This window comes from Pseudomonas sp. H2_D02, assembly GCF_054677635.1.
This window is the reverse complement of the sequence record NZ_CP162816.1, coordinates 156,246-179,946: the sequence shown is the minus strand read 5'-3', so window position 1 is coordinate 179,946 and position 23,701 is coordinate 156,246. Positions and strand designations below refer to the sequence as shown.

Annotated in this window: 17 protein-coding genes and 2 pseudogenes; 18 read left to right on the top strand and 1 reads right to left on the bottom strand. The window is 62.3% G+C overall.

Features of this window, described 5'->3' with window-relative positions; translation table 11 throughout:
- From aroK to gspM, 18 genes and pseudogenes are all read left to right on the top strand, one after another.
- Complete coding sequence (aroK, locus tag AB4N42_RS00800; RefSeq protein ID WP_033864550.1) at positions 1-519, top strand: shikimate kinase AroK; 519 nt, start codon at positions 1-3, stop codon at positions 517-519.
- Positions 520-667: 148 nt separating this feature from the next.
- Positions 668-1,768, top strand: a complete 1,101-nt coding sequence (gene aroB / locus AB4N42_RS00795) for a 3-dehydroquinate synthase (RefSeq protein WP_258648748.1) — start codon at positions 668-670, stop codon at positions 1,766-1,768.
- Between the two features lie 10 nt (positions 1,769-1,778).
- Positions 1,779-3,356, top strand: a complete 1,578-nt coding sequence (locus AB4N42_RS00790) for an AAA family ATPase (RefSeq protein ID WP_460115739.1) — start codon at positions 1,779-1,781, stop codon at positions 3,354-3,356.
- A gap of 350 nt (positions 3,357-3,706) precedes the next feature.
- Positions 3,707-8,155: a glutamate synthase large subunit gene (gene gltB / locus AB4N42_RS00785; protein ID WP_460115738.1), complete on the top strand. Its 4,449-nt coding sequence runs from the start codon at positions 3,707-3,709 to the stop codon at positions 8,153-8,155.
- A gap of 33 nt (positions 8,156-8,188) precedes the next feature.
- Positions 8,189-9,607: an FAD-dependent oxidoreductase gene (locus AB4N42_RS00780; RefSeq protein ID WP_024779900.1), complete on the top strand. Its 1,419-nt coding sequence runs from the start codon at positions 8,189-8,191 to the stop codon at positions 9,605-9,607.
- A gap of 237 nt (positions 9,608-9,844) precedes the next feature.
- The gene (hemE, locus tag AB4N42_RS00775) at positions 9,845-10,912 is read left to right on the top strand and encodes a uroporphyrinogen decarboxylase (protein WP_460115737.1); all 1,068 of its coding nucleotides are present in this window, start codon (positions 9,845-9,847) and stop codon (positions 10,910-10,912) included.
- 330 nt (positions 10,913-11,242) lie between these two features.
- A pseudogene (gbpA, locus tag AB4N42_RS00770) lies at positions 11,243-12,710 on the top strand (N-acetylglucosamine-binding protein GbpA).
- Between the two features lie 67 nt (positions 12,711-12,777).
- Complete coding sequence (locus AB4N42_RS00765) at positions 12,778-13,293, top strand: type II secretion system protein N (protein ID WP_460115736.1); 516 nt, start codon at positions 12,778-12,780, stop codon at positions 13,291-13,293.
- Positions 13,294-13,301: 8 nt separating this feature from the next.
- On the top strand, positions 13,302-15,224 hold the full coding sequence (gene gspD, locus AB4N42_RS00760; protein WP_407684317.1) for a type II secretion system secretin GspD: 1,923 nt from the start codon (positions 13,302-13,304) through the stop codon (positions 15,222-15,224).
- Positions 15,221-16,693, top strand: a complete 1,473-nt coding sequence (gspE, locus tag AB4N42_RS00755) for a type II secretion system ATPase GspE (RefSeq protein ID WP_460115735.1) — start codon at positions 15,221-15,223, stop codon at positions 16,691-16,693. The genes gspD and gspE overlap by 4 nt, the downstream gene beginning before the upstream one ends.
- Positions 16,694-16,697: 4 nt before the next feature.
- Entirely contained in the window at positions 16,698-17,906 is a 1,209-nt protein-coding gene (gspF, locus tag AB4N42_RS00750; RefSeq protein ID WP_407684316.1) for a type II secretion system inner membrane protein GspF, read from the top strand.
- Positions 17,907-17,909: 3 nt separating this feature from the next.
- Positions 17,910-18,365: a type II secretion system major pseudopilin GspG gene (gene gspG / locus AB4N42_RS00745; protein WP_323155273.1), complete on the top strand. Its 456-nt coding sequence runs from the start codon at positions 17,910-17,912 to the stop codon at positions 18,363-18,365.
- 2 nt (positions 18,366-18,367) lie between these two features.
- On the top strand, positions 18,368-18,835 hold the full coding sequence (gene gspH, locus AB4N42_RS00740) for a type II secretion system minor pseudopilin GspH (protein ID WP_323155272.1): 468 nt from the start codon (positions 18,368-18,370) through the stop codon (positions 18,833-18,835).
- Positions 18,828-19,214, top strand: coding sequence for a type II secretion system minor pseudopilin GspI (gene gspI, locus AB4N42_RS00735; RefSeq protein WP_323155271.1), 387 nt, complete (start codon positions 18,828-18,830; stop codon positions 19,212-19,214). Before gspH ends, gspI begins: the two co-directional genes overlap by 8 nt.
- The gene (locus AB4N42_RS00730; RefSeq protein ID WP_323155270.1) at positions 19,207-19,740 is read left to right on the top strand and encodes a type II secretion system protein GspJ; all 534 of its coding nucleotides are present in this window, start codon (positions 19,207-19,209) and stop codon (positions 19,738-19,740) included. Before gspI ends, AB4N42_RS00730 begins: the two co-directional genes overlap by 8 nt.
- Positions 19,737-20,582 carry a type II secretion system protein GspK gene (locus AB4N42_RS00725; RefSeq protein ID WP_323155269.1) on the top strand — a complete coding sequence of 282 codons (846 nt, stop codon included), beginning with the start codon at positions 19,737-19,739 and terminating at the stop codon, positions 20,580-20,582. Before AB4N42_RS00730 ends, AB4N42_RS00725 begins: the two co-directional genes overlap by 4 nt.
- Positions 20,582-21,686: pseudogene (gspL, locus tag AB4N42_RS00720) on the top strand (type II secretion system protein GspL). The gene AB4N42_RS00725 and the pseudogene gspL overlap by 1 nt, the downstream one beginning before the upstream one ends.
- The gene (gene gspM, locus AB4N42_RS00715; RefSeq protein ID WP_323155267.1) at positions 21,686-22,141 is read left to right on the top strand and encodes a type II secretion system protein GspM; all 456 of its coding nucleotides are present in this window, start codon (positions 21,686-21,688) and stop codon (positions 22,139-22,141) included. Before gspL ends, gspM begins: the two are co-directional and overlap by 1 nt.
- 189 nt (positions 22,142-22,330) lie before the next feature.
- Here gspM and AB4N42_RS00710 read toward each other — a convergent pair whose 3' ends face one another.
- Entirely contained in the window at positions 22,331-23,575 is a 1,245-nt protein-coding gene (locus tag AB4N42_RS00710) for an MFS transporter (protein WP_460116362.1), read from the bottom strand.
- Positions 23,576-23,701: the final 126 nt, after the last annotated feature.

Genomic DNA, 23,701 nt, shown 5'->3' with positions numbered 1-23,701 from the left:
GTGCGAAATTTGATTCTTGTTGGGCCGATGGGGGCTGGAAAAAGCACCATCGGTCGTTTGCTGGCCAAAGAGCTGCGCCTGCCTTTCAAAGATTCCGACAAGGAAATTGAATTGCGCACGGGCGCCAATATCCCATGGATCTTCGATAAGGAAGGCGAGCCCGGTTTCCGGGATCGCGAGCAGGCGATGATCGCCGAGCTGTGCGGTTTCGAGGGCGTGGTGTTGGCCACTGGCGGCGGCGCGGTGATGCGCGAAGCCAATCGTCGGGCGTTGCATGCCGGCGGACGAGTGGTCTACCTGCATGCTTCCGTCGAGCAGCAGGTGGGACGCACTTCACGTGATCGCAACCGGCCGCTGCTGCGTACCGCCGATCCGGCCAAGACCTTGCGCGACCTGCTGGAACTGCGTGACCCGCTGTATCGGGAAATCGCCGACCTGGTCATCGAAACCGACGAGCGGCCGCCACGGATGGTGGTGCTGGAAATCCTCGATCGCCTGCAACAACTGCCTCCCCGTTAATGCGTGGCGCGAAATGCGCTATCCTCGGCGTCCCGCCTTGGCTCGTCCGGGGCGTGGCGGATGGCCGTTAACCGGCGCCACGGCAGGCACCGTTGACTTTCGTTAATAGCAGGCAGGACGCCTGATTTCATCTTCACTGTGGGGACACATGCAGACACTTAAGGTCGACCTGGGCGAGCGCAGCTACCCGATTCACATTGGCGAAGGCTTGCTGGACCAGCCTGAACTGCTGACACCGCACATCGCCGGGCGGCAAGTCGCGATTATCTCCAACGAAACCGTCGCCCCTTTGTATCTGGAACGCCTGGCTCGCAGCCTGTCGGCCTATTCGGTCATTTCCGTGGTGTTGCCGGACGGCGAGGCCTTCAAGAACTGGGAAACCCTGCAACTGATTTTCGACGGTCTGCTGACTGCACGGCATGATCGCCGCACCACTGTGGTCGCCCTGGGCGGCGGCGTGATCGGCGACATGGCCGGTTTTGCCGCGGCTTGCTATCAGCGCGGTGTCGATTTCATCCAGCTTCCCACCACGTTGCTGTCCCAGGTCGACTCGTCGGTGGGTGGCAAGACCGGCATCAACCATCCGCTGGGCAAGAACATGGTAGGCGCGTTCTACCAGCCCAACGTCGTGTTGATCGACACCGCGACGTTGAAGACTCTGCCAGCCCGTGAATTGTCCGCAGGCTTGGCCGAGGTCATCAAGTACGGTCTGATTTGCGACGAACCGTTCCTGGGCTGGCTCGAAGAAAATGTCGACCGCCTGCGTGCGCTGGACCAGACCGCCCTGACCTATGCCATCGAGCGCTCCTGTGCAGCCAAGGCTGCCGTGGTGGGTGCCGATGAGCGCGAATCTGGCGTGCGCGCCACGCTCAACCTCGGCCACACCTTCGGCCACGCCATCGAAACCCACATGGGCTATGGCGTCTGGTTGCATGGCGAGGCGGTTGCCGCGGGCACGGTCATGGCCCTGGAAATGTCCGCGCGCCTGGGGTGGATCAGCGAGCAGGAGCGCGATCGTGGGATCCGCCTGTTCCAGCGGGCCGGGCTGCCGGTCGTTCCGCCCGAGGAGATGAGCGAGGCGGATTTCCTTGAACACATGGCAATCGACAAAAAAGTGATCGACGGTCGTCTGCGTCTGGTGCTGCTGCGCCGCATGGGCGAAGCGGTAGTGACCGACGATTATCCGAAAGAGGTTCTACAGGCCACGCTGGGAGCGGACTACCGCGCCCTGGCTCAGCTTAAAGGTTAATGAGATTCCGATGACTAGTTTGCATGCCGACGAGGCTTTCCTCGGCCATTTTCAGTTGAGTCATGACCCTTTTGCCCCACGGGTCCCGGGCTTCAAATTCTTTCCAGCCCAGCGCAAGCCGGTATTGGGCCAGTTGCATCACCTTGCGCGCTACAGCCAGTTGCTGTTGGTCGTCACCGGCCCCCAGGGCAGTGGCAAGACGTTGTTGCGCCAGGCCTTGGTGGCCAGTACCAACAAACAGTCCGTGCAAAGCGTGGTGGTATCGGCCCGTGGCGCCAGCGACGCAGCCGGCGTGTTGCGTCAGGTCGCCCAGGCACTGAATGTCGCCCAGGCGGAGATCGGTGCGATCCTCGACCAGATCGTCCAGTTGGCATTGACGGGGCAGGAAGTCTATCTGCTGGTGGACGATGCCGAGCAGCTCGACGAATCAGCCCTGGAAGCCCTGCTGGCCCTGGCTGCCGGTGCACCGGAAGGTCGTCCCCATGTGTTCCTGTTCGGGGAGTCGTCGCTGATCGCCGAACTGGACCAGCTGAACCTTGAGGAAGAGCGCTTCCACGTCATCGAGCTGGCGCCCTACACCGAGGAAGAAACCCGTGAATACCTGGCCCAGCGTCTTGAGGGCGCCGGCCGGGGTATCGAACTTTTCACCGCAGATCAGATCTCTGAGATTCACGAAAGCTCTGACGGTTGGCCTGGCAACATCAACCAGGTGGCCCGAGATGCTCTGATCGAAATCATGATCGCCAGCCGCTCAGCGGTGAAGCGTCCAAGTATGGGGTTCAACATGCCGAAGAAACACGTATTGGCGATTTCCGCCGTGGTCGTGGTCGCGGTCGCCGCCGCCTGGCTGATGCCGGGTCGCAACAAGGCACCCACCACCGGCGCACCTGCCAACGAACAGGCGCAGTTGCCTCTCGGTCAGGGCACGCCGCAACCCAACGGCGGCGCCCCGGCGGTGGAATTTGCAGGTAATACCCAGCCGATGCCGCTGCCGCTGGTCGGCAACTCGCAACCGGTCATGCGCGGCCCCCTGGCTGAAGCAGCAGGCGGAATCACCGAGGGCGACGACGGCGCAGCGCCGCCGATCGACGACAGCAGCGATACTCCGCCAACCGTGACCACCACCTCGCCTCCCTCGGGCGTACCGGCTGGTCCGGCCCCAACGCCAGTACCGACGCCGACCGCCAAGCCGACCCCTGCGCCTACCCAGGTCGCCACCGCCAAGCCTGCTCCGGCCCCAGTTGCCAAACCGGCGCCCGCGCCTGCGACCAAACCCGCTGCCGCGCCCGCCAAGGCCGCGGGCGGTAGCTGGTACGCCGGCCAGGCACCCGGCAACTACGTGGTGCAGATCCTCGGCACCAGCTCCGAAACCGCTGCGCAGAACTTCGTCAAGGAGCAGGGCGGCGAGTACCGTTATTTCAAGAAAGTGCTTAACGGCAAGCCACTTTACGTCATCACTTATGGCAGCTTTGCCAACCGTGACGCAGCCGTTTCCGCCATCAAGGCCTTGCCAGCGAAGGTTCAGGCTGGTAAACCTTGGCCTCGCACTGTCGCCAGCGTCCAACAGGAACTGGCTGCAACTCGCTGATGATTCGGCGGCCTTACCCAGGCCGCCTCTCCCGGCAACCTCAACATTTCCGCAAGGGCGGGCGACCTTTCAGGCCGCGCGCCTTGTGGTGTCTGCGTCACAGTAGCGTTTGAGTCGTAGCGGTCGAACCCAAAAAAGTTTTGACTAGCACAGCATATAGCTTTAAACCTTTCACAAATGCGACATGGATTTGCGACAGTTCGTCGTCAAATTTGTGAGCCTCTGTGTCGGTGTGTACAATGACCTCCCTTTTGCCCCCGCAAAGCTGGCGTACGTTCGGCGCGGCATGCAACTGGTTGAATTGAAAAGAAATTTGCCTCGGTAAGAGGCAGCCTGGTGAGAAAGTGTCTATGAAAGCAGGTCTGTACCAACCAGATGAATTCAAGGATAACTGCGGTTTTGGCCTGATAGCCCATATGCAGGGCGAGCCCAGCCATACCCTTTTGCAAACGGCCATTGAGGCCCTGACCTGCATGACCCACCGTGGTGGGATCAACGCCGACGGCAAGACCGGTGACGGTTGTGGCTTGCTGATTCAAAAGCCGGACGAGTTCCTGCGTGCCATCGCCCAGGAAACGTTTGGCGTGACCCTGCCCAAGCAGTACGCCGTGGGCATGGTGTTTTTCAACCAGGACCCGGTAAAGGCGCAAGCGGCTCGCGAAAACATGAACCGCGAGATCCTGGCCGCCGGCCTGCAGCTTGTCGGCTGGCGCAAAGTGCCGATCGACACCAGCGTCCTTGGCCGCCTGGCCCTTGAGCGCCTGCCGTTGATCGAGCAGGTGTTCATCGCCGGCGAAGGCCTGAGCGACCAGGACATGGCGATCAAGCTGTTCAGCTCCCGTCGTCGTTCGTCCGTGGCCAACGCCGCCGACACCGACCACTACATCTGCAGCTTTTCCCACAAGACCATCATCTATAAAGGCCTGATGATGCCGGCGGACCTCACCGCCTTCTATCCAGACCTGAGCGACGAGCGCCTGAAAACCGCGATCTGCGTGTTCCACCAGCGCTTCTCCACCAACACCCTGCCGAAATGGCCGCTCGCCCAGCCATTCCGCTTCCTCGCCCACAACGGCGAGATCAACACCATCACCGGCAACCGCAACTGGGCCTTGGCCCGTCGCACCAAGTTCGCCAACGATTTGATGCCGGACCTCGAAGAGCTTGGCCCACTGGTCAACCGCGTCGGTTCGGACTCCTCGAGCATGGACAACATGCTCGAGCTGATGGTGACCGGCGGCATCGACCTGTTCCGTGGCGTGCGCATGCTCGTGCCGCCAGCCTGGCAGAACGTCGAGACCATGGACCCGGACCTGCGCGCCTTCTACGAATACAACTCCATGCACATGGAGCCGTGGGACGGCCCGGCCGGTATCGTCATGACCGACGGCCGCTACGCCGTGTGCCTGCTCGACCGTAACGGCCTGCGCCCGGCGCGCTGGGTCACCACCACCAACGGGTTCATCACCCTGGCGTCGGAAATCGGTGTCTGGAACTACCAGCCCCAGGACGTCATCGCCAAGGGCCGCGTAGGTCCGGGCCAGATATTTGCCGTGGACACCGAGACCGGCCAGATCCTCGACACCGACGCCATCGACAACCGCCTCAAGTCCCGTCATCCGTACAAGCAATGGCTGCGCAAGAATGCCCTGCGCATCCAGGCGACCATGGAAGACAACGATCACGGTTCGGCCTTCTACGACGTCGATCAGCTCAAGCAGTACATGAAGATGTACCAGGTGACGTTCGAAGAGCGTGACCAGGTGCTGCGTCCGTTGGGTGAGCAGGGCTACGAAGCGGTCGGCTCCATGGGCGATGACACGCCGATGGCCGTGCTGTCCCAGCGCGTGCGCACGCCGTACGACTATTTCCGCCAGCAGTTCGCCCAGGTGACCAACCCGCCGATCGACCCGCTGCGCGAAGCGATCGTGATGTCCCTGGAAATCTGCCTCGGTGCCGAGCGCAACATTTTCCAGGAGTCGCCGGAACACGCTTCGCGGGTGATCCTCAGCTCGCCGGTCATTTCCCCGGCCAAGTGGCGCTCGCTGACCAACCTCGACCGCCCTGGTTTCGAACGTCAGGTCATCGACCTGAACTACGACGAAAACATCGGCCTGGAAGCGGCGATCCGCAACGTCGCCGACCAGGCCGAAGAAGCCGCGCGCGCCGGGCGTACCCAGATTGTCCTGACCGACCGTCATATCGCTCCGGGCAAGCTGCCGATCCACGCCTCGCTGGCCACCGGTGCGGTGCACCATCGCCTGACCGAAAAAGGCCTGCGCTGCGACTCCAACATCCTGGTGGAAACCGCCACCGCACGCGACCCGCATCACTTTGCGGTGCTGATCGGTTTCGGCGCCTCGGCGGTCTATCCGTTCCTGGCCTACGAAGTGCTGGGCGACCTGATCCGTACCGGAGAAGTGCTGGGCGACCTCTACGAGGTGTTCAAGAACTACCGCAAGGGCATCACCAAGGGCCTGCTCAAGATCCTGTCGAAGATGGGCATCTCGACCATCGCCTCGTACCGTGGCGCGCAACTGTTCGAGGCCATCGGCCTGTCCGAAGAAGTCTGCGAACTGAGTTTCCGTGGTGTGCCGAGTCGCATCAAGGGTGCGCGTTTCGTCGACATCGAAGCCGAGCAGAAAGCCCTCGCCGCCGAAGCCTGGAGCCCGCGCAAGCCGATCCAGCAGGGGGGCCTGCTGAAGTTCGTCCACGGTGGCGAATACCATGCCTACAACCCGGACGTGGTCAACACCTTGCAAGCCGCCGTGCAGCAAGGCGACTACAGCAAGTTCAAGGAGTACACCGCGCTGGTGGACAACCGTCCGGTGTCGATGATCCGCGACCTGCTCAGGGTCAAGACCCTCGAAACGCCGCTGGACATCAATGAAGTGGAACCGCTGGAATCGGTGCTCAAGCGCTTCGATTCGGCCGGTATTTCCCTGGGCGCCTTGTCCCCGGAAGCCCACGAAGCCCTGGCCGAAGCCATGAACCGCCTCGGTGCGCGTTCCAACTCCGGCGAAGGCGGCGAAGACCCGGCGCGCTACGGCACCATCAAGAGTTCGAAAATCAAGCAAGTGGCCACCGGCCGCTTCGGTGTGACGCCGGAGTACCTGGTCAACGCCGAAGTGCTGCAGATCAAGGTTGCCCAGGGCGCCAAGCCCGGCGAAGGCGGTCAACTGCCCGGCGGCAAGGTCAACGGCCTGATCGCCAAGCTGCGTTACGCGGTACCTGGTGTGACCCTGATCTCGCCGCCGCCGCACCACGACATCTACTCGATCGAAGATTTGTCGCAACTGATCTTCGACCTCAAGCAGGTCAACCCGAAGGCCCTGGTCTCGGTGAAACTGGTGGCGGAAGCCGGCGTCGGCACCATTGCCGCCGGCGTGGCCAAGGCCTATGCCGACCTGATCACCATCTCCGGCTATGACGGCGGCACCGGTGCATCGCCGCTGACTTCGATCAAGTACGCCGGTGCGCCATGGGAACTGGGCTTGGCGGAAACCCACCAGACCCTGCGCGGCAACGACTTGCGCGGCAAGGTCCGGGTGCAGACCGACGGTGGCCTGAAAACTGGCCTGGATGTGATCAAGGCCGCCATCCTCGGCGCCGAGAGCTTCGGCTTCGGCACCGCGCCGATGATCGCCCTGGGCTGCAAATACCTGCGCATCTGCCACCTGAACAACTGCGCCACCGGCGTGGCGACCCAGAACGACAAGCTGCGCAAGGACCACTACATCGGTACCGTCGACATGGTGGTGAATTTCTTCACCTACGTGGCCGAAGAGACCCGTGAGTGGCTGGCGAAGCTGGGCGTGCGCTCGCTGGAAGAGCTGATCGGCCGTACCGATCTGCTGGAAGTGATCGAAGGCCAGACCGCCAAACAGCAGCACCTGGACCTGACCCCGTTGCTGGGCAGCGATCTGATTCCGGCCGACAAGCCTCAGTTCTGTCATGTCGACCGCAACCCGCCGTTCGACAAGGGTGAGCTGGCCGAGAAAATGGTCGACATGGCCGCTGCGGCGATCAACGACCTGAGCGGTGCCGAATTCGAGCTGGATATCTGCAACTGCGACCGCTCCATCGGTGCGCGGATCTCCGGCGAAATCGCCCGTAAGCACGGCAACCAGGGCATGGCCCATGCACCGGTCACCTTCCGCTTCAAGGGCACGGCCGGGCAGAGCTTTGGCGTCTGGAACGCCGGCGGCCTGAACATGTACCTGGAAGGCGATGCGAACGACTACGTGGGCAAGGGCATGACCGGCGGCAAGCTGGTCATCGTTCCGCCCAAGGGCAGCCTCTATAGGACCCAGGACAGTGCAATCATCGGCAACACCTGCCTCTACGGCGCCACGGGCGGCAAGTTGTTCGCCGCCGGCACCGCGGGCGAGCGTTTCGCCGTGCGCAACTCCGGCGCCCACACGGTCGTGGAAGGCACCGGCGATCACTGCTGCGAGTACATGACCGGTGGTTTCGTCTGCGTACTGGGCAAGACCGGTTATAACTTCGGCTCTGGCATGACAGGCGGTTTCGCCTACGTGCTCGACCAGGACAACACCTTCGTTGACCGGGTCAACCACGAACTGGTGGAAATCCAGCGGATCAGCGGCGAGGCGATGGAAGCCTACCGCAGCCACCTGCAACGCGTGCTGAACGAGTACGTCGAGGAAACCGACAGCGAGTGGGGTCGTGAACTCGCCGAGAACCTCGATGACTATGTGCGTCGTTTCTGGCTGGTCAAGCCCAAGGCTGCCAACCTGAAGTCGTTGCTTTCCAGCACTCGTGCCAACCCGCAGTGATATGCGCCTGAAGAGTTTGATGAGGTTTTAACAATGGCTGAACGTCTGAATAACGACTTCCAGTTCATCGATGTCGGGCGCAAGGATCCGAAGAAGAAACTGTTGCGTCAACGCAAGAAAGAGTTCGTGGAAATCTACGAGCCTTTCAAACCCCAGCAGTCGGCCGACCAGGCCCACCGCTGCCTGGGTTGCGGTAACCCGTATTGCGAATGGAAGTGCCCGGTGCACAACTTCATTCCCAACTGGCTGAAGCTGGTGGCCGAGGGCAACATCCTCCAGGCCGCCGAGCTGTCCCACCAGACCAACACCCTGCCGGAAGTCTGCGGCCGGGTGTGTCCGCAGGATCGCCTGTGTGAAGGTGCTTGCACCCTCAACGACGGTTTCGGTGCGGTGACCATCGGTTCGGTGGAGAAGTACATCACCGACACCGCGTTCGCCATGGGCTGGCGCCCGGACATGTCCAAGGTCAAGCCGACCGGCAAGCGCGTGGCGATCATTGGCGCGGGCCCGGCGGGCCTCGGTTGTGCCGATGTGCTGGTGCGTGGTGGCGTCACTCCGGTGGTGTTCGACAAGAACCCGGAAATCGGTGGCCTGCTGACGTTCGGCATCCCCGAGTTCAAGCTGGAAAAGACCGTGCTGAGCAATCGTCGCGAAGTCTTCACCGGCATGGGCATCGAGTTCCGCCTGAACACCGAGGTGGGCAGGGACGTGACCATGGAGCAACTGCTCGAAGAGTACGATGCGGTCTTCATGGGCATGGGCACCTACACCTACATGAAGGGCGGCTTTGCCGGCGAGGACCTGCCGGGCGTCTACGACGCGCTGGACTTCCTGATCGCCAACGTCAACCGCAACCTGGGCTTTGAAAAGTCGCCGGAAGATTTCGTCGACATGAAAGGCAAGAAGGTCGTAGTACTCGGCGGTGGCGACACGGCGATGGACTGCAACCGCACGTCGATTCGCCAGGGCGCCAAGTCGGTGACCTGCGCCTACCGTCGTGACGAAGCGAACATGCCAGGCTCGCGCAAAGAGGTGAAGAACGCCAAGGAAGAGGGCGTGAAGTTCCTCTACAACCGCCAGCCGATCGCCATCGTCGGTGAAGACAAGGTCGAAGGCGTGAAGGTGGTCGAGACCCGTCTCGGCGAGCCGGACGCCCGCGGTCGTCGCAGCCCTGAGCCGATCCCGGGCTCCGAAGAGATTATCCCGGCCGACGCCGTGGTCATCGCCTTCGGCTTCCGTCCGAGCCCGGCGCCGTGGTTCGAGCAGTTCAGCATCCAGACTGACAGCCAGGGCCGCGTCGTCGCCCCGGAACAAGGCCAGTACAAGCACCAGACCAGCAACCCGAAGATCTTCGCCGGCGGCGACATGGTCCGGGGTTCCGACCTGGTGGTGACAGCGATCTTCGAAGGCCGCAATGCGGCGGAAGGGATCCTGGATTACTTGCAAGTCTGACCGAACGACACCAATCCTGTGGGAGCGAGCTTGCTCGCGATAGCGGTAGATCAGTCGCCAGATGTATTGGCTGACATGCCGCCATCGCGAGCAAGCTCGCTCCCACAGTTGTTTTGTGGTGTTAGAAGACTGTGTTGCACCGCGACAAATTGCCCCGATAGATAAAAGGCACGGCTCTTGCCGTGCCTTTTGCGTCGCGCTCTGAGAAAATGCCCGCACTTTTTTCCGGATGCCGACATGACTGCCCTGAAGAACGACCGTTTCCTTCGCGCCCTGCTCAAGCAACCCGTGGACGTCACCCCCGTGTGGATGATGCGCCAGGCCGGTCGCTATCTGCCGGAATACCGCGCCAGCCGCGCCAAGGCCGGTGACTTCATGAGCCTGTGCATGAACCCGCAGTTCGCCTGCGAAGTCACGATGCAGCCGCTGGACCGCTATCCTCAACTGGACGCGGCGATCCTGTTCTCCGACATCCTCACCATTCCAGACGCCATGGGCCAAGGCCTGTACTTCGAGACCGGCGAAGGCCCGCGCTTCAAGAAAGTGATCAGCACCCTGGCCGACATCGAAGCGCTGCCGATTCCCGATCCGCAAAAGGACCTGGGCTATGTCATGGACGCGGTCAGCACCATTCGCCGTGAATTGAACGGTCGTGTTCCGTTGATCGGTTTTTCCGGCAGCCCGTGGACACTCGCGACTTACATGGTCGAAGGCGGCTCCTCAAAGGACTTCCGCAAGACCAAGGCGATGCTCTACGACAACCCACAAGCCATGCACCTGCTGCTGGACAAGCTGGCGCAGTCGGTCACGTCCTACCTCAACGGCCAGATCATGGCCGGTGCGCAAGCGGTGCAGATCTTTGATACCTGGGGCGGCAACCTGTCGGCGGCGGCCTACCAGGAATTCTCCCTGGCCTACATGCGCAAGATCGTCAGCGGCCTGATCCGCGAACACGAAGGTCGTAAAGTGCCGGTGATCCTGTTTACCAAGAACGGTGGGCTGTGGCTGGAAAGCATTGCCGATGCCGGTGCCGACGCCCTGGGCCTGGACTGGACCTGCGACATCGGCAACGCTCGCGAGCGCGTCGGTCACAAGGTTGCGTTGCAAGGCAACATGGACCCAACGGTGCTCTACGCCAAGCCTGAAGCGATCCGTGCTGAAGTCGGGCGTATCCTGGCCAGTTACGGCAAGGGCACCGGCCATGTGTTCAACCTCGGCCATGGCATCACCCCGGAAGTCGATCCGGAACACGCCGGTGCCTTCCTGCGGGCGGTGCATGAGTTGTCGGCGCCCTATCATTCCTGATTAGCGCCAGTCGTCAAAGCCTGTCCGGGTTCGTGCCGGACAGGCTTTTTTTTGTTCGTTTTTTTGATGTTCTGCGCAGAACTGGCCCGTTATTTAACTTAGGGTGCTTTTTTATAAGTCGGTTTTTGTTTGCTTGTGTAGGACGTTAATTTTGTTCTTGTAGGATTAATGTACTTAGCGACCATTCCTTCTATGTAGAGAGACATGTCCTACATAGAAAACGTTAAGTTTTATATAAGGTTTCGACGCTTGAAAGGACGGGCGCTGGACGATCCAGCATGCCTGTCGGGGGTAATGCCTCTTTTCTTTTATGGTTAGTCTGGAGCTTATATGAATAGCAATTTTGCAAAGCGAAGTGTTTTGACGGGATGTACCTCGTCATTAGTTCTGTTGTCGGCCATGGTTGTGTCCCAAGGCGTATCAGCCCACGGTTACCTTGAAGTACCGCCTTCACGTGCATTGCTCTGCCAGAAAGGCGACAACAAGAATTGTGGCGGTGCGCAGTACGAACCTCAAAGTGCCGGCGAAACTTTCAAGGGTTTTCCCAATGGTATGGGCGGCGCTCCGTTGCAAGGTCCTGCCGACGGTAAAATCGCCAGTGGCGGTCATGCCCTGTTCTCCGCCCTCGATGCGCAGTCCGCCACGCGCTGGCAACTGACGGAAATCGCCGACCGCAACATTGCCTTTCAATGGCGGTATTCCGCGGCGCACCCGGCAACCAAGCATGAATATTTCATCACCCGGGACGGCTGGAACCCAAACGAACCGCTCAAGCGCGCCTCTTTCGACACCGCGCCGTTCTGTTCGGTGGATGGCGGTAATCAACTTCCGGTCAGTGGTGCCAAGCACAACTGCGTGATTCCCGATAGCAAGTCGGGTCATCACGTCATTCTGGCCGTCTGGACCGTGGGCGACACTGATAATGCCTTTTACGATCCGGCGGATGTGAACATCCTTGCTGAGGCCGCCTTGCCGGGGGGTTGGCAGCCGGTTGGCAGCATTGCCCCGTCGACCCCACTGTTGGCGGGTGACAAGGTCAAGGCGCGGGCATTTTCCGCGACCGGCGAAAGTGCCGGATACAGCGTAGAAGTCAGTATCGAAAACGCTGAAGAGGGCAAGCCCGAGAATTGGTCGTTCAAGCTGGCCGAAGCCATCAACAACGCCCACACCCTGATCCGGGCTGGTATCCGTGACGATGCGGGCGGTATCAACCCGGTCAAGGGGACCAACCGGCTGTATGCCCAGAAAGAAAGCGCTGTGAAACGCTACGAAGTGCAACTGGACATGCAGGAAGACGCCGAGCGCCAGCATGGAGATTTCTTCTCTGCAACCTGAGTATGTACTGGACAAAGGTAGGGCCAGCATGGCGTTCACTGCGCAGACCAACCGCAGGATGAACCTCGAAGCCACACTGTTCGACGCGAAGAACAAACAGGTTGGCATCGTAAGCCAGACCGTGGGGGCAGGCAGCACCGGCCTCAACCTGGACGTGCGCAGCGCCCCCGGCGCCCACACCCTGACGCTGCTTGGGACCACTGAAGACGGTCGCACCACTCGCCAACATACCCGGTCGGTGACCCTGACCGGAGAAGGCGCAGGCATCGAGTACGACTTCGTGTTCCCTGAAGGCATCAGCGACTACACCGCCGGCACGAAAGTGCTGCAACCCAAGACTGACGAAGTCTTTGCATGCAAGCCGTTCCCCGCGTCCGGCTATTGCAAGCAGTACAGCCCGACGGCGAACGGTTTCGAACCGGGTGTCGGAGCCTCGTGGCAGAGCGCCTGGGACAAGTTGTAAATCCTGACAGGCACGGCTCCAGGTTATTCGCCTGGATAACCTGGAGCCCTCTGACGAGGAGGCAGCGATGCTGACCAATGACCATTTGCCGAAGATTGTCTCGATGCTTGCCTTGCTGTCGTATGGGGCGCTCCTGGCCGGGCAAGAGTGGCGTTTTCGCCAGGCTTCTGTCCGTGACGTGCCAGTGCTGGTCGACTCGATGGTGGCGCCGGCTCGCGAACCGCCCAACGTGCAAGCGGTGGCGACCGTGCTGGGCCTTGTACCACAAGGGTCCCAGGTACCCAGTTCAGAGCCGATTACCTTGCAAGCCAGTTTTGTCGCCGACCAAGGGCTGTCGCGGGCTTTGCTGGTGCACGCCGGTGGTTCGCGCATCTACCAGTTGGGCGAGCGCTTGCCCGGTGGCAGCGTGTTGCGCCGGGTCGAGGCCGGCCATGTGACGTTGTGGCGCAACGGGCGCGAAGAGCGATTGGCCCTGCAACAGCCGGCCAAGCCTTTGCTGCGCCAGTTGAGTCTCGACGACTCGCATCATGCTGCGCTTCATTCCTCGCAATACCTACGCCCGGTGGCCGGGCAACCAGAGTGATCGAATTCATGAACTGCTTTATCCGGGACCGTGTTTGGCGCGTCCTGTTCTGTCTTGCCGTGTGTTGCCCGCTGGCGTTCTCCAGTTCACCACGCGCCGAACAGACTCGATGGCAACTGGCGATGAACAACGCGGAACTGCGCGATGTGGTCGAGGAATTCTCAGCGATCCTGGGCAAGACCGTTGTGCTTGATCCTAGGGTTTCAGGCCGCATCACCGTCATGTCCCGTGAAGCACTGGACCGCGAGGGCGTGCGTCGGTTGTTCTATTCGGTACTCGATGCGCATAACTTCACCGTGATCGACGAAGGCGAACGGATCCTGATCCTGCCGGTGAGCGAGGCCAAGACGCGGGCCGGCATCGCTGATGCACAGCGTGCTACGCCGTCGCAATTCGTTACCCGGGTCATCGACCTGCAATCGAGCATCGCCGCCGACGTCGCCGGCTTGGTCCGCCCCCTGGTGTCGGCCAATGGCTACGTCGGCCCTTCGGTATCGTCCAACGCCTTGGTGGTCACCGACACCGCCGCCAATGCCCAGCGTATCGCCGACGTGGTCCGGCAATTGGACTCGGGGCGTAATCGCAGTCATGTGGTGGTGCGGCTACGGCATGCCCAGGCCGGGGATATCGCGCCACTTATGGAAGCGTCCGGCGGCAAGCGTGAAGGTGATACCGCAGGCGTCGTGATCGCTGATGCTCGCAGCAATCGCCTGGTGATCATCGGCGCCCCGACAGTGCGCCAGCGCCTCGTCGATCTGGCCCGGACGTTGGATGTCCCGGCTGCCCCGTCCCAAGACAACGCACGAGTCATCCGCCTGCGCCACAGCGATGCCAAGCAATTGGCTGAAGTATTGGAAGGTGTCGGCCAGGGTAAGAGAACCACACCGGCGCCGGCCGGCCTGCGGGATGCTGCCGCCGCCAGCCCCTTCATGATCAAGGCCGACGAAAGCCAGAATGCCCTGGTGCTGATCGCCGAGCCGGCCCAGGTCCGCACTATCGAAAACATCGTCCGTGAGCTGGACCAGCCCCGGGCCCAAGTGCTTATCCACGCGGCCATCGTAGAGGTTTCCGGTGACATAACCGAAGCCTTGGGTGTGCAGTGGGGCCTCGACAGAGGCAGCGTGACCGGGTTTATCAACTTTCCGGGAACCGACATCCCGATCATCGGCAACCTGAACCTCAGTGAGCTGGATAAAGGACCGGAAGGTGCGATCCTGCGGCTGGGCGGCGACCGCTTCAGTGCGCTGATCTCGGCGCTGGCGAGCAATACCCGCAGCAACCTGCTGTCCACTCCCAGCCTGCTGACCCTGGATAACCAGGAAGCGGAAATCATCGTGGGCCAGAACGTGCCGTTCAAGACCGGCTCCTACGCCACCAGCGGCAACGGCGCGGACAATCCGTTCACCACCGTGGAGCGCAAGGACGTCGGCATCAGTCTCAAGGTCAAGCCCTACATCAACGAAGGCTCGACCTTGCGCCTTGAAGTCCAGCAGGAGGTTTCGGACATCGCGCCGTCCGTCTCCGGTGTGGACTCTTCTGACCTGATCACCAACAAGCGTGCCTTGAAAAGCACGATCCTTGCGGACGACGGCGAGATCATCGTGATCGGTGGCCTGATCCGCGACAGTGTCCGCACCCAGCAAAGCGGCGTGCCGTTGCTGCGCAGTATCCCGTACCTGGGCGCGCTGTTTCGCTGGACCCGTGACACCCAGACGAAGAGCAACCTGATGGTGTTCCTGCGCCCAACCATCGTGCGCCGCAACGAAGACCTCGCCGAGGTCAGCCGCCAGCGCTATGACACGCTCCGGGAGCTGAGCAAGCCTGGCTCGCGAAAAAACAATTCACTGTTATTACCCCGCGACGCTCGCCGGTTGTTCGAGACATCCACAGAGGCGGCCGATTCGGCTCAACAGCCCTCGGGTGCCTTGTGACTGATTCACAGGCCCCGTTGCCCTTCGGTTTCGCCAGGCGCCTGGGCGTGCTGCTGGAAGGCGCTGGGCCGAACTTGAGCTTGGTCATGCGCCACGATACGCCGCTGACTGCCCTGGCTGAAGTGCGGCGCCTGTGCGGGCGGGACTTACCTATCCAGGTTCTGGAACCGGCACAATTCGCCGCACGTTTGGCCAGCGCCTATCGCCAGGGCCAGAGCGCCGCCGAGCAGGTGGCCCAAGGTCTGGACGAGGAACTGGACCTGCTCAGCCTGGCCGACCAGATGCCGCAGACCACCGACCTGCTGGAGCAGCAGGGCGACGCGCCGATCATCCGCCTGATCAATGCGCTGCTCAGCGAGGCGGTCCGCGAACACGCCTCGGATGTGCACCTGGAAACCTTCGAGCAATACCTGTCGGTGCGCATGCGCATCGACGGCCAGTTGCAGGAAATGTTGCGTCCGCGCCGGGAGCTGGCGAACCTGCTGGTGTCGCGGATCAAGGTCATGGCGCGTTTGGACATCGCCGAAAAACGCGTGCCCCAGGATGGGCGAATGGCGTTGCGACTGGCAGGCCATGAAGTCGATGTGAGGGTTTCGACCCTGCCTTCGGCCCATGGCGAGCGCGTGGTGTTGCGCCTGCTCGACAAGCAGGCCGGGCGCCTTGATCTGCAACGCCTGGGCTTGCCCGACGACACCTTCGCCAGCCTGCGCCAGTTGCTCGGCAAACCCCATGGCATCGTGTTGGTCACCGGGCCCACGGGGTCAGGGAAAACCACCACGTTGTACGCGGCGCTGAGCGGCATCAACGACCAGAGCCGCAACATTCTCACTGTCGAAGACCCCATCGAATATCACTTGCCGGGCATTGGCCAGATGCCGGTCAACCCGAAAGTCGACATGACCTTCGCTCGGGGTTTGCGCGCCATTTTGCGCCAGGACCCGGACGTGGTCATGGTCGGCGAAATACGCGACCGCGAGACCGCCGAAATCGCCGTCCAGGCGTCGCTGACCGGGCACCTGGTGCTCTCGACGCTGCACACCAACACCGCCGTCGGCGCGGTCACGCGGCTGGTGGACATGGGCGTGGATGCGTACCTGCTGGCGTCGTCACTGGCCGGCATTGTTGCCCAGCGCTTGCTGCGCAGTCTGTGCCCGTCCTGCAAGACGCCTTATGTGGCGGATGCCGCAACATGTCGGCGCCTGGGCCTCGAAGCCAATGCCGCGCCCCGGTTGTTCAAGGCCCAGGGCTGCGAGCAGTGCCAAAAAGGCTATCGCGGGCGCTTCGGCATCTATGAACTGGTCAATGTCAGCGCCGTGCTGTCGCAACTCATTCATCAGGGCGCCACCGAGCAGGCGCTGGCCGCCGCGGCGCGCAAGACTTCCCGCAGCCTGTTTCAGGACGGCCGCGAGCGGGTGCTGCAAGGCCTGACCAGCGTCGATGAACTGCTACGCATCACCCAGGAGGATTAGCGCCATGCCGACCTTCGAATATCGCGCCGAAGACGCCCAGGGCCGACGCTGCAAGGGCCGCGTGGAAGCCGACAGCGCCCGCCACGCGCGCCAGTTGCTGCGCGAGCGCGGCTTGTTGCCCAGCGAGCTGGTCGAGGCCAAGGCGCAGCGCACCTCGGGCGGGCGGCATGCCGAGGGGCGCTTGAGCCCGGCGGACCTGGCTTTGCTGACGCTGCAGTTGTCCACCTTGATCCAGGCTGGCCTGCCTCTTGAAGAATCCCTTGGGGCGGTGGCGCAACAGAGCCAGAAGCGGCGCGTCGCTCACTTGTTGGCGGCGGTGCGCAGCCGGGTGATGGAAGGCCACGCGCTGGCGACGGCACTGCGCGCCTTTCCCCAGGCGTTCCCTGAACTGTTCTGTTCCACGGTCGCGGCGGGCGAACAATCCGGTCACCTGGGGCAGGTGTTGGAACAACTGGCGAGCTACACCCAGGCGCGCCAGGCATCGCGCCAACGCATTCAACTGGCGTTGGTGTATCCGCTGATCCTGATGCTGGCCTGCGTTGCGATTGTCGCTTTCCTGCTGGGCTACGTGGTGCCGGACGTCGTCAAGATTTTCATCGACAGCGGTCAGCCGTTGCCCTGGCTGACCCAGGCGCTGATCGCTGTGAGCGACGGATTGCGCCGCCATGGCCTGCTGATGTTCGTCGTGTTGGCCGGGTTGCTCGGACTGTGGCGCTGGAGTCTGCGCCAACCGAGGTGGCGCCTGCACTGGCACCGTTTGATGCTGCGCCTCCCGGTGCTGAGCGAGGTGCTGCGAGCAATGGAGGCGGCCCGATTCGCCAGCACCTTGGCGATCCTGAGCAAAAGCGCGGTGCCGCTGGTGGATGCCTTGCACATTGCCGCGCAGGTGATCGGCAACCTGACGATTCGCGCGCGCATGGCCGACGTGGCCCGTTCGGTCCGCGAGGGTGGGACCCTGACCCGTGGCCTGGAGCAGGGCGGAGATATCCCGCCGCTGATGCTGCACATGATCGCCAGCGGCGAACGGGCCGGCGAACTCGACAACATGCTCGCCCGGGCCGCCGAACAACAGGAGGCCAGCCTCGCGGCGCGCATCGCGCTGGTGGTTAGCCTTTTCGAACCGGCCATGTTGGTACTGATGGGCGGCGTCGTGCTGCTGATCGTCATGGCCATCCTTCTACCGATCCTGAGCCTCAACCAATTGGTGAATTGACTGATGAAATTCCAAAGCAACCGACCTGCACGCTCCCAAAGCGGCTTCACCCTGATTGAAATCATGGTGGTGGTGGTCATCATCGGCGTCCTGGGCGCCATCGTGGTGCCGCAGTTCATGAGCCGTCCCGACCAGGCCAAGGTCACCGCTGCGCGGACTGACATCCAGGCGATTGCCACTGCGCTGGAAATGTACCGCCTCGATAACTTTCAGTACCCCTCGACCCAACAAGGCCTGGCGGCGTTGAGCAAGCGCCCGTCCGGCACCCCCGCGGCGAAGAACTGGAACCCCCAGGGCTATCTGAAAAGCCTGCCGGTCGATCCCTGGGGCACGCCCTACCAGTATCTCAATCCGGGACGTAAGTCCCTTGATGGCAGCTATGACCTGTATTCACTGGGCGCCGATGGTGTGTCGGGCGGTGAAGGCATGGCGGCCGACATCGGCAATTGGGCCGACTGAACATGGGACGTCATTGCCGAGGCTTTACCTTGCTGGAACTGATGGTCGTCATCGTCTTGATCGGCGTCCTGGCAGGCATGGTCCGCTTCGCCACGGGCTCTAGCCCGGCGCGGGAGGCCCGGCAGCAGGCCCGGGACTTCGTCGCGGTGGTGCAGCAGTTGCGTGAGCGGGCGGTGCTGGACGGGCAGGAATACGGCGTGCGCGTGCAGCCTGGCGGTTATCAGGCGCTGCGCCTCGAAGCCCAGGGCTGGGCGGCGGTGTCGGCATTGCATCGCTTGCCCGAGGGGCTGGCGCTTGGGATGGAGCTGGACGGTCATGTCCTGCGCCTTGATGACGCTCAAGGTCCGGCGCAATTGTTGATGCTCAGCAGTGATGAGATCAGTCCGTTCAGGTTGCTCATCAAAGTCGCTGGGCAGACGGTTGCCCGGGTCTCGAGCGATGGCCTGGCGGAGCCGCTGATCGATGAGTAGTGCTCGCAGGCACGCAGTCGGCTGCCAGGGTTTCACGCTGTTGGAGGTGATGATCGCCCTGGCGATTTTCGCGACGCTGGCGGCGGCCGTGCTCTCGGCCAGCCAGTTCGTGCTCAAGCAAAGCGCCGGGCTCGAAGACCGCTTGTTCGGCGCCTGGCTGGCCGACAATCAGATGAGCGAACTGCGCCTGGCAGCCGTCACTCCGCCAGGGCAACAGCGACTAAACCGACATCTGGATCGCCGCGACTGGGTTTTGCAGCTACGTACCTCCCCGGCCCGTGATGGACGACTGCTGCAGGTCGAGATCCAGGTCAGCCGTGCCGACAGCACGACCGTCGCGCACCGCATTACTGGATGGATCCGTCGCCAGCATGAATAAGCAATCGGGCTTCACCTTGTTGGAACTGGTCATCGCCATCGGCATTTTTGCCTTGCTCGGCCTGGTCAGTTGGCGGCTGTTCGATGGCGTCGTACGGACCCAGCAGGCGGTCACTCAGCATGAACGTGACATCCGGGCGTTGCAGCGTGCGGTGGGGGTGATCGAACGGGATGCATGGCAGGCAGTGGTCGGCTCGGTCGTGCTCGCCCCTGGGCAGTTGCAACTGCGGCGCAGCCATTGGCGCAACCCACTGGACCAGCTACGCAGCGAGCGGCAAACGGTGAGCTATCAGCTCAAGGACAGCGCGTTGTGGCGCGAGAGTGTCGGCGAAGGAACGGTGCTTGTGCAGCGGCAGAAATTGCTCGACGACGTCCGCAGCTTGAGCTGGCGCGTATTCGACCGGCAACGGGGCTGGCGCCCAGAAACCCCAGGTGGCAGCACGCCGCTGGCGCTGGAATTGATCGTCTCGGCGGGGCGTTTTGAACAGATCCGTCGCGTGCTGCTGTTGCCGGAGGCGCTGCCATGAAGCGCCAACGAGGGGTGGCGCTGATCAGCGTGCTGCTGGTGCTGAGCCTGGCGTTGCTGCTGGTCGGCGGCCTGTTGCGCAGCCATCGCCTGTTATTGCACAGCAGCGCGCAACAACTGCAACAGGTCCAGTTGCGTCAATTGGGTCTGGCGGGGGAAGCCTGGGCGCGGGAGGTGTTGGAAAGCAGTGGGATCACCTCGTCCGGGTCCGTTGACTTGAGCCAGGATTGGGCCCTGCCCGGGTCTCTCCTGGAAGTGGACGGCGCCGAGCTGCACATCCGTATCGAGGATTTGTCCGGGCGCCTGAATCTCAACGGGCTGCTGGCGCTGGGGCAAATCGATCAGGTCAGCCTCGGCCGCTGGACCCGCTTGCTCGCCTTGTTGGATCTGCCGCCGTTGACGTTGCCCCAGGTCGGGCCGGTACAGGAGTTGAGCCAACTGCGCCTGTTACCGGACATCGATGGTCAGACGCTGCGACGTCTGGAACCCTGGGTGGTGTTGCTGCCCAAGGACGCACGACTGAACATCAATACGGCCCCGCCGCTGGTGTTGATGACCTTGAATGGCATGGAAACCGGGCCAGCCGAGGCATTGGTCAACCAGCGTCGCCATGCGCCATACGCCAGCGTGCAGGCGTTCACCCACGATCCGTTGGTGTCCGGGCTCGGCCTCAACAGCCATGGGCTGGGGGTGGGCAGTCGCTGGTTCCGGATCACCGTGAGCGTGGTCCAGGCCGGCAGCCGTCTGCGGCTGGCCTCGGATATCGAGCGCGACCCTCTGAGCGGACGCTGGACGGTTCGCCAGCGTCGTTTCCTCCCCTTCAGCCCTAGCGAGCTTCCTTGATGAAAACCTGGCTTTACCTGACAGCCGAAGGCCTGGACGCGCCCAGCGCCAACTGGCCGTGCTGCGTCTGGTCGCCAGCCGGCGAACGCCGTCGCCTGCCTTTGCACGAGGCGGCCGGCGAGTTGGACGGACGGCTCGTCGACGTGCTGTTGCCGATGGAAATGTGCAGCTGGTTGCGCAGCGATCCGTGGCCGTCTCGACGTCAACCTCGACACCAGGCCCTGGCCTTCGCCATCGAAGAACAACTGAGCGAAAACCTGGAGGCGCTGCACATCAGCATCGGCCCGCGTGATCGTCAGCACCGCTATCCGATGATGGTGACGCAGCGGGCGCGGTTCCAGGCGCTGCTGGCGCTGCTCGCCGGCCAGGGCATCGATACGCGGACGGTGCAGGTTGATGCCGACCTGCCCGCCGGCGACCAGGCATTCGGCGTGCGCTGGTTCGGGCGTTGGCTGTTGGGCGGAGGATTGTCGGCGCGGGCCTCGTTGTCGGCACGGGCCTTGGCAGTCATCAAGCCCGGCCTGCCGGAGGACATCCACTGGCTGGACGAGGAGCGCGATTGCCCGGGCATCGATGAATGGCTGCTGAACGCGCGAGGCCGTCCCATTGACTTGTTGCAGGGTGAATTCCGTCGCTCGGCGCCGACCGCTGCCATGGCGGGGGGCTTCGGCGGTTGCGCTCGGCCTTTTGCTACTCACCTGGGTCTTCAGCGAAGCCCGCATACGCTTTCTTGATACTGAAGCACGGCGTTTGTATGCCCAAAGCGAACAGCAATTCAGGTCGCTGTATCCCGGGCAGGAGCGGATCGTCGACCTGGCCGCGCAGTTCCAGGCAATGCAGAGTCGTCGTGTGCATAGCCAGGACACCCAGGTGGCGCGTCTGGCGCGTCTGGCGGAGCAGGTCATTGGGGCCAGCAACGTCGAGGTGCAGCGCATCGACTTCCGTGAAGGCGAAGGTTGGAAAATCCAACTGACCGTGAACAGTTTCGTCGAACTGGAACAACTGCGTGAACGCGGAGAGCAAAACGGATTGCCAGTCACCCTGGACGGCGCCAGCAAACAGAACAATCGCGTGCAGGCCATTCTCACGCTGGAGAACGGTTGATGAACTTCAATGGATGGCGAGGCCTGCAACAGGCCTGGGGAACACTATCGCGCCGTGAACAGTGGCTGTTGCTTGGGCTTGCCGGATTGTTATCAGTGGCGCTGGCCTACATCGCGATTTGGCAACCGACCCGGCAACGGCTGGAGGTTGCCGAACGACAGCACCGCCAACAAGCTGAATTGAGCGCCCTGATCCAGCATGCCGAACCTAACCGGGACACGATTGCCGCCGCGCGGCCGTTGTCGGTGCGCATCAATGAAAGTGCGACAGCGGCGGGGCTGGACATGGCGCAAATGGACGTCGATGGCGATTCGTTGCGACTTGTCGTCAGTGGGGATGCCCACGCTTTGCTTCGTTGGCTGGATCAACAGGAACGAGAGGGCGCGGGGCTGCGCTCGCTGACCCTTGAAGTGGAGAATGGAAGGTTGCATGCACAGGTGGTTTTTCGGCAGTGACCGACCAGGCGTATGGGCTCTTGTGGCGAGGGGATTTATCCCCGCTCGGCTGCGCAGCAGTCGTAAACCGGTTTGCACGGTTCATCTGTGGCACCGCGGTGTCTGGTTTTGGGGTTGCTTCGCAACCCAGCGGGGATAAATCCCCTCGCCACAAAGTGTTTACTTTGTCCCTGATGTGGATAGCGATAGCTAAGCCCGCACATTCCCCGGCAACAACGGCAGTTTCGCCAGCTTCACCGCCACCCACAACGCGATCACCAGCAAACCGCCGATGAACAGGCCGACGCCGTTCCAGCCGCCCAGGTGCCAGGCCACGCCGCCCGCCGTGCCCGCAACACTGGAGCCGGCGTAGTAGCTGAACAGATAAAGTGACGAAGCTTGCCCCTTGGCCGTGAGCGCGCGGCGGCCGATCCAGCTGCTGGCGACCGAGTGGGCGCCGAAGAAACCGAAGGTGAAGACCAGCATGCCCAGGATGACCAGCCACAGCGGCGTGGCCATGGTCAGCACAAGGCCGGTCAACATGAGTGCGATGGTCGCCCAGAGCATTTTGCGGCGACCGAGTTTATCCGCCAGTGCGCCGACTTTCGCTGAGCTGTAGATCCCCGACAGGTAAACCACCGACAGCAAGCCGACGAAGGCTTGATCCAGATGATAAGGCTCGGCCAGCAGGCGGTAGCCGATGTAATTGAACAGCGTCACGAACGCGCCCATCAGCACGAAGGCTTCGAGAAACAGCAGCGGCAACCCGGCGTCGCGAAAATGCATGATGAACCCGTCCATCAGGCTACGCGGGTGCAGCGACCGGGGACGAAAATTGCGCGACTCAGGGAGGATCCGCCAGAACACCGCTGCCGCGATCAGCGACAGGCCGCCTATCACCAGCATCGCGGTGTGCCAGCTGACAAAGTCGATCAACACCCCGGTGATCAGGCGCCCGCTCATGCCGCCGATGGCGTTGCCGGCGATATACAGCCCCATCGCGAGGCCAATGTGCTTGGGATGGATTTCTTCGCTCAGATACGTCATCGCGACCGCCGCCAAACCGCTCAACGACAGCCCGACCAAGGCGCGCAACAGCAACACGCCGTGCCAGGTCGGCATCATCGCGCTGGCAATCGTGCACACCGACGCAGCGAACAGCGCCGCGACCATTACCGATTTGCGGCCGATGCGGTCGGAAATCGGACCGGTGATCAACAAGCCGACGGCGAGCAGGCCGGTCGCCACCGACAGGATCAGGCTGCTTTGCGCCGCGTTGATGGAGAATTCCTGGGACAACAACGGCATCATCGGTTGCACGCAATAGAGCAGGGCAAATGTCGCAAAACCTCCGCAGAACAGCGCCAGCACCGTGCGCATGAACATCGGCGTGCCCTTCTCGATGTAGATGTCCTTCAATTCGGCGACGACATCATCCTGCGCACGGGGAGGGATTTCATGGGCGAGTGGGGCGACAGCAGTTTTCACGGTGGACCTCGGAGGAGCACGGCCAGGCAGGCAATGAAAAAAGCATATAGCCGGCTAATGATTCTATCCAATATATTGTTCGACCTATTTAAG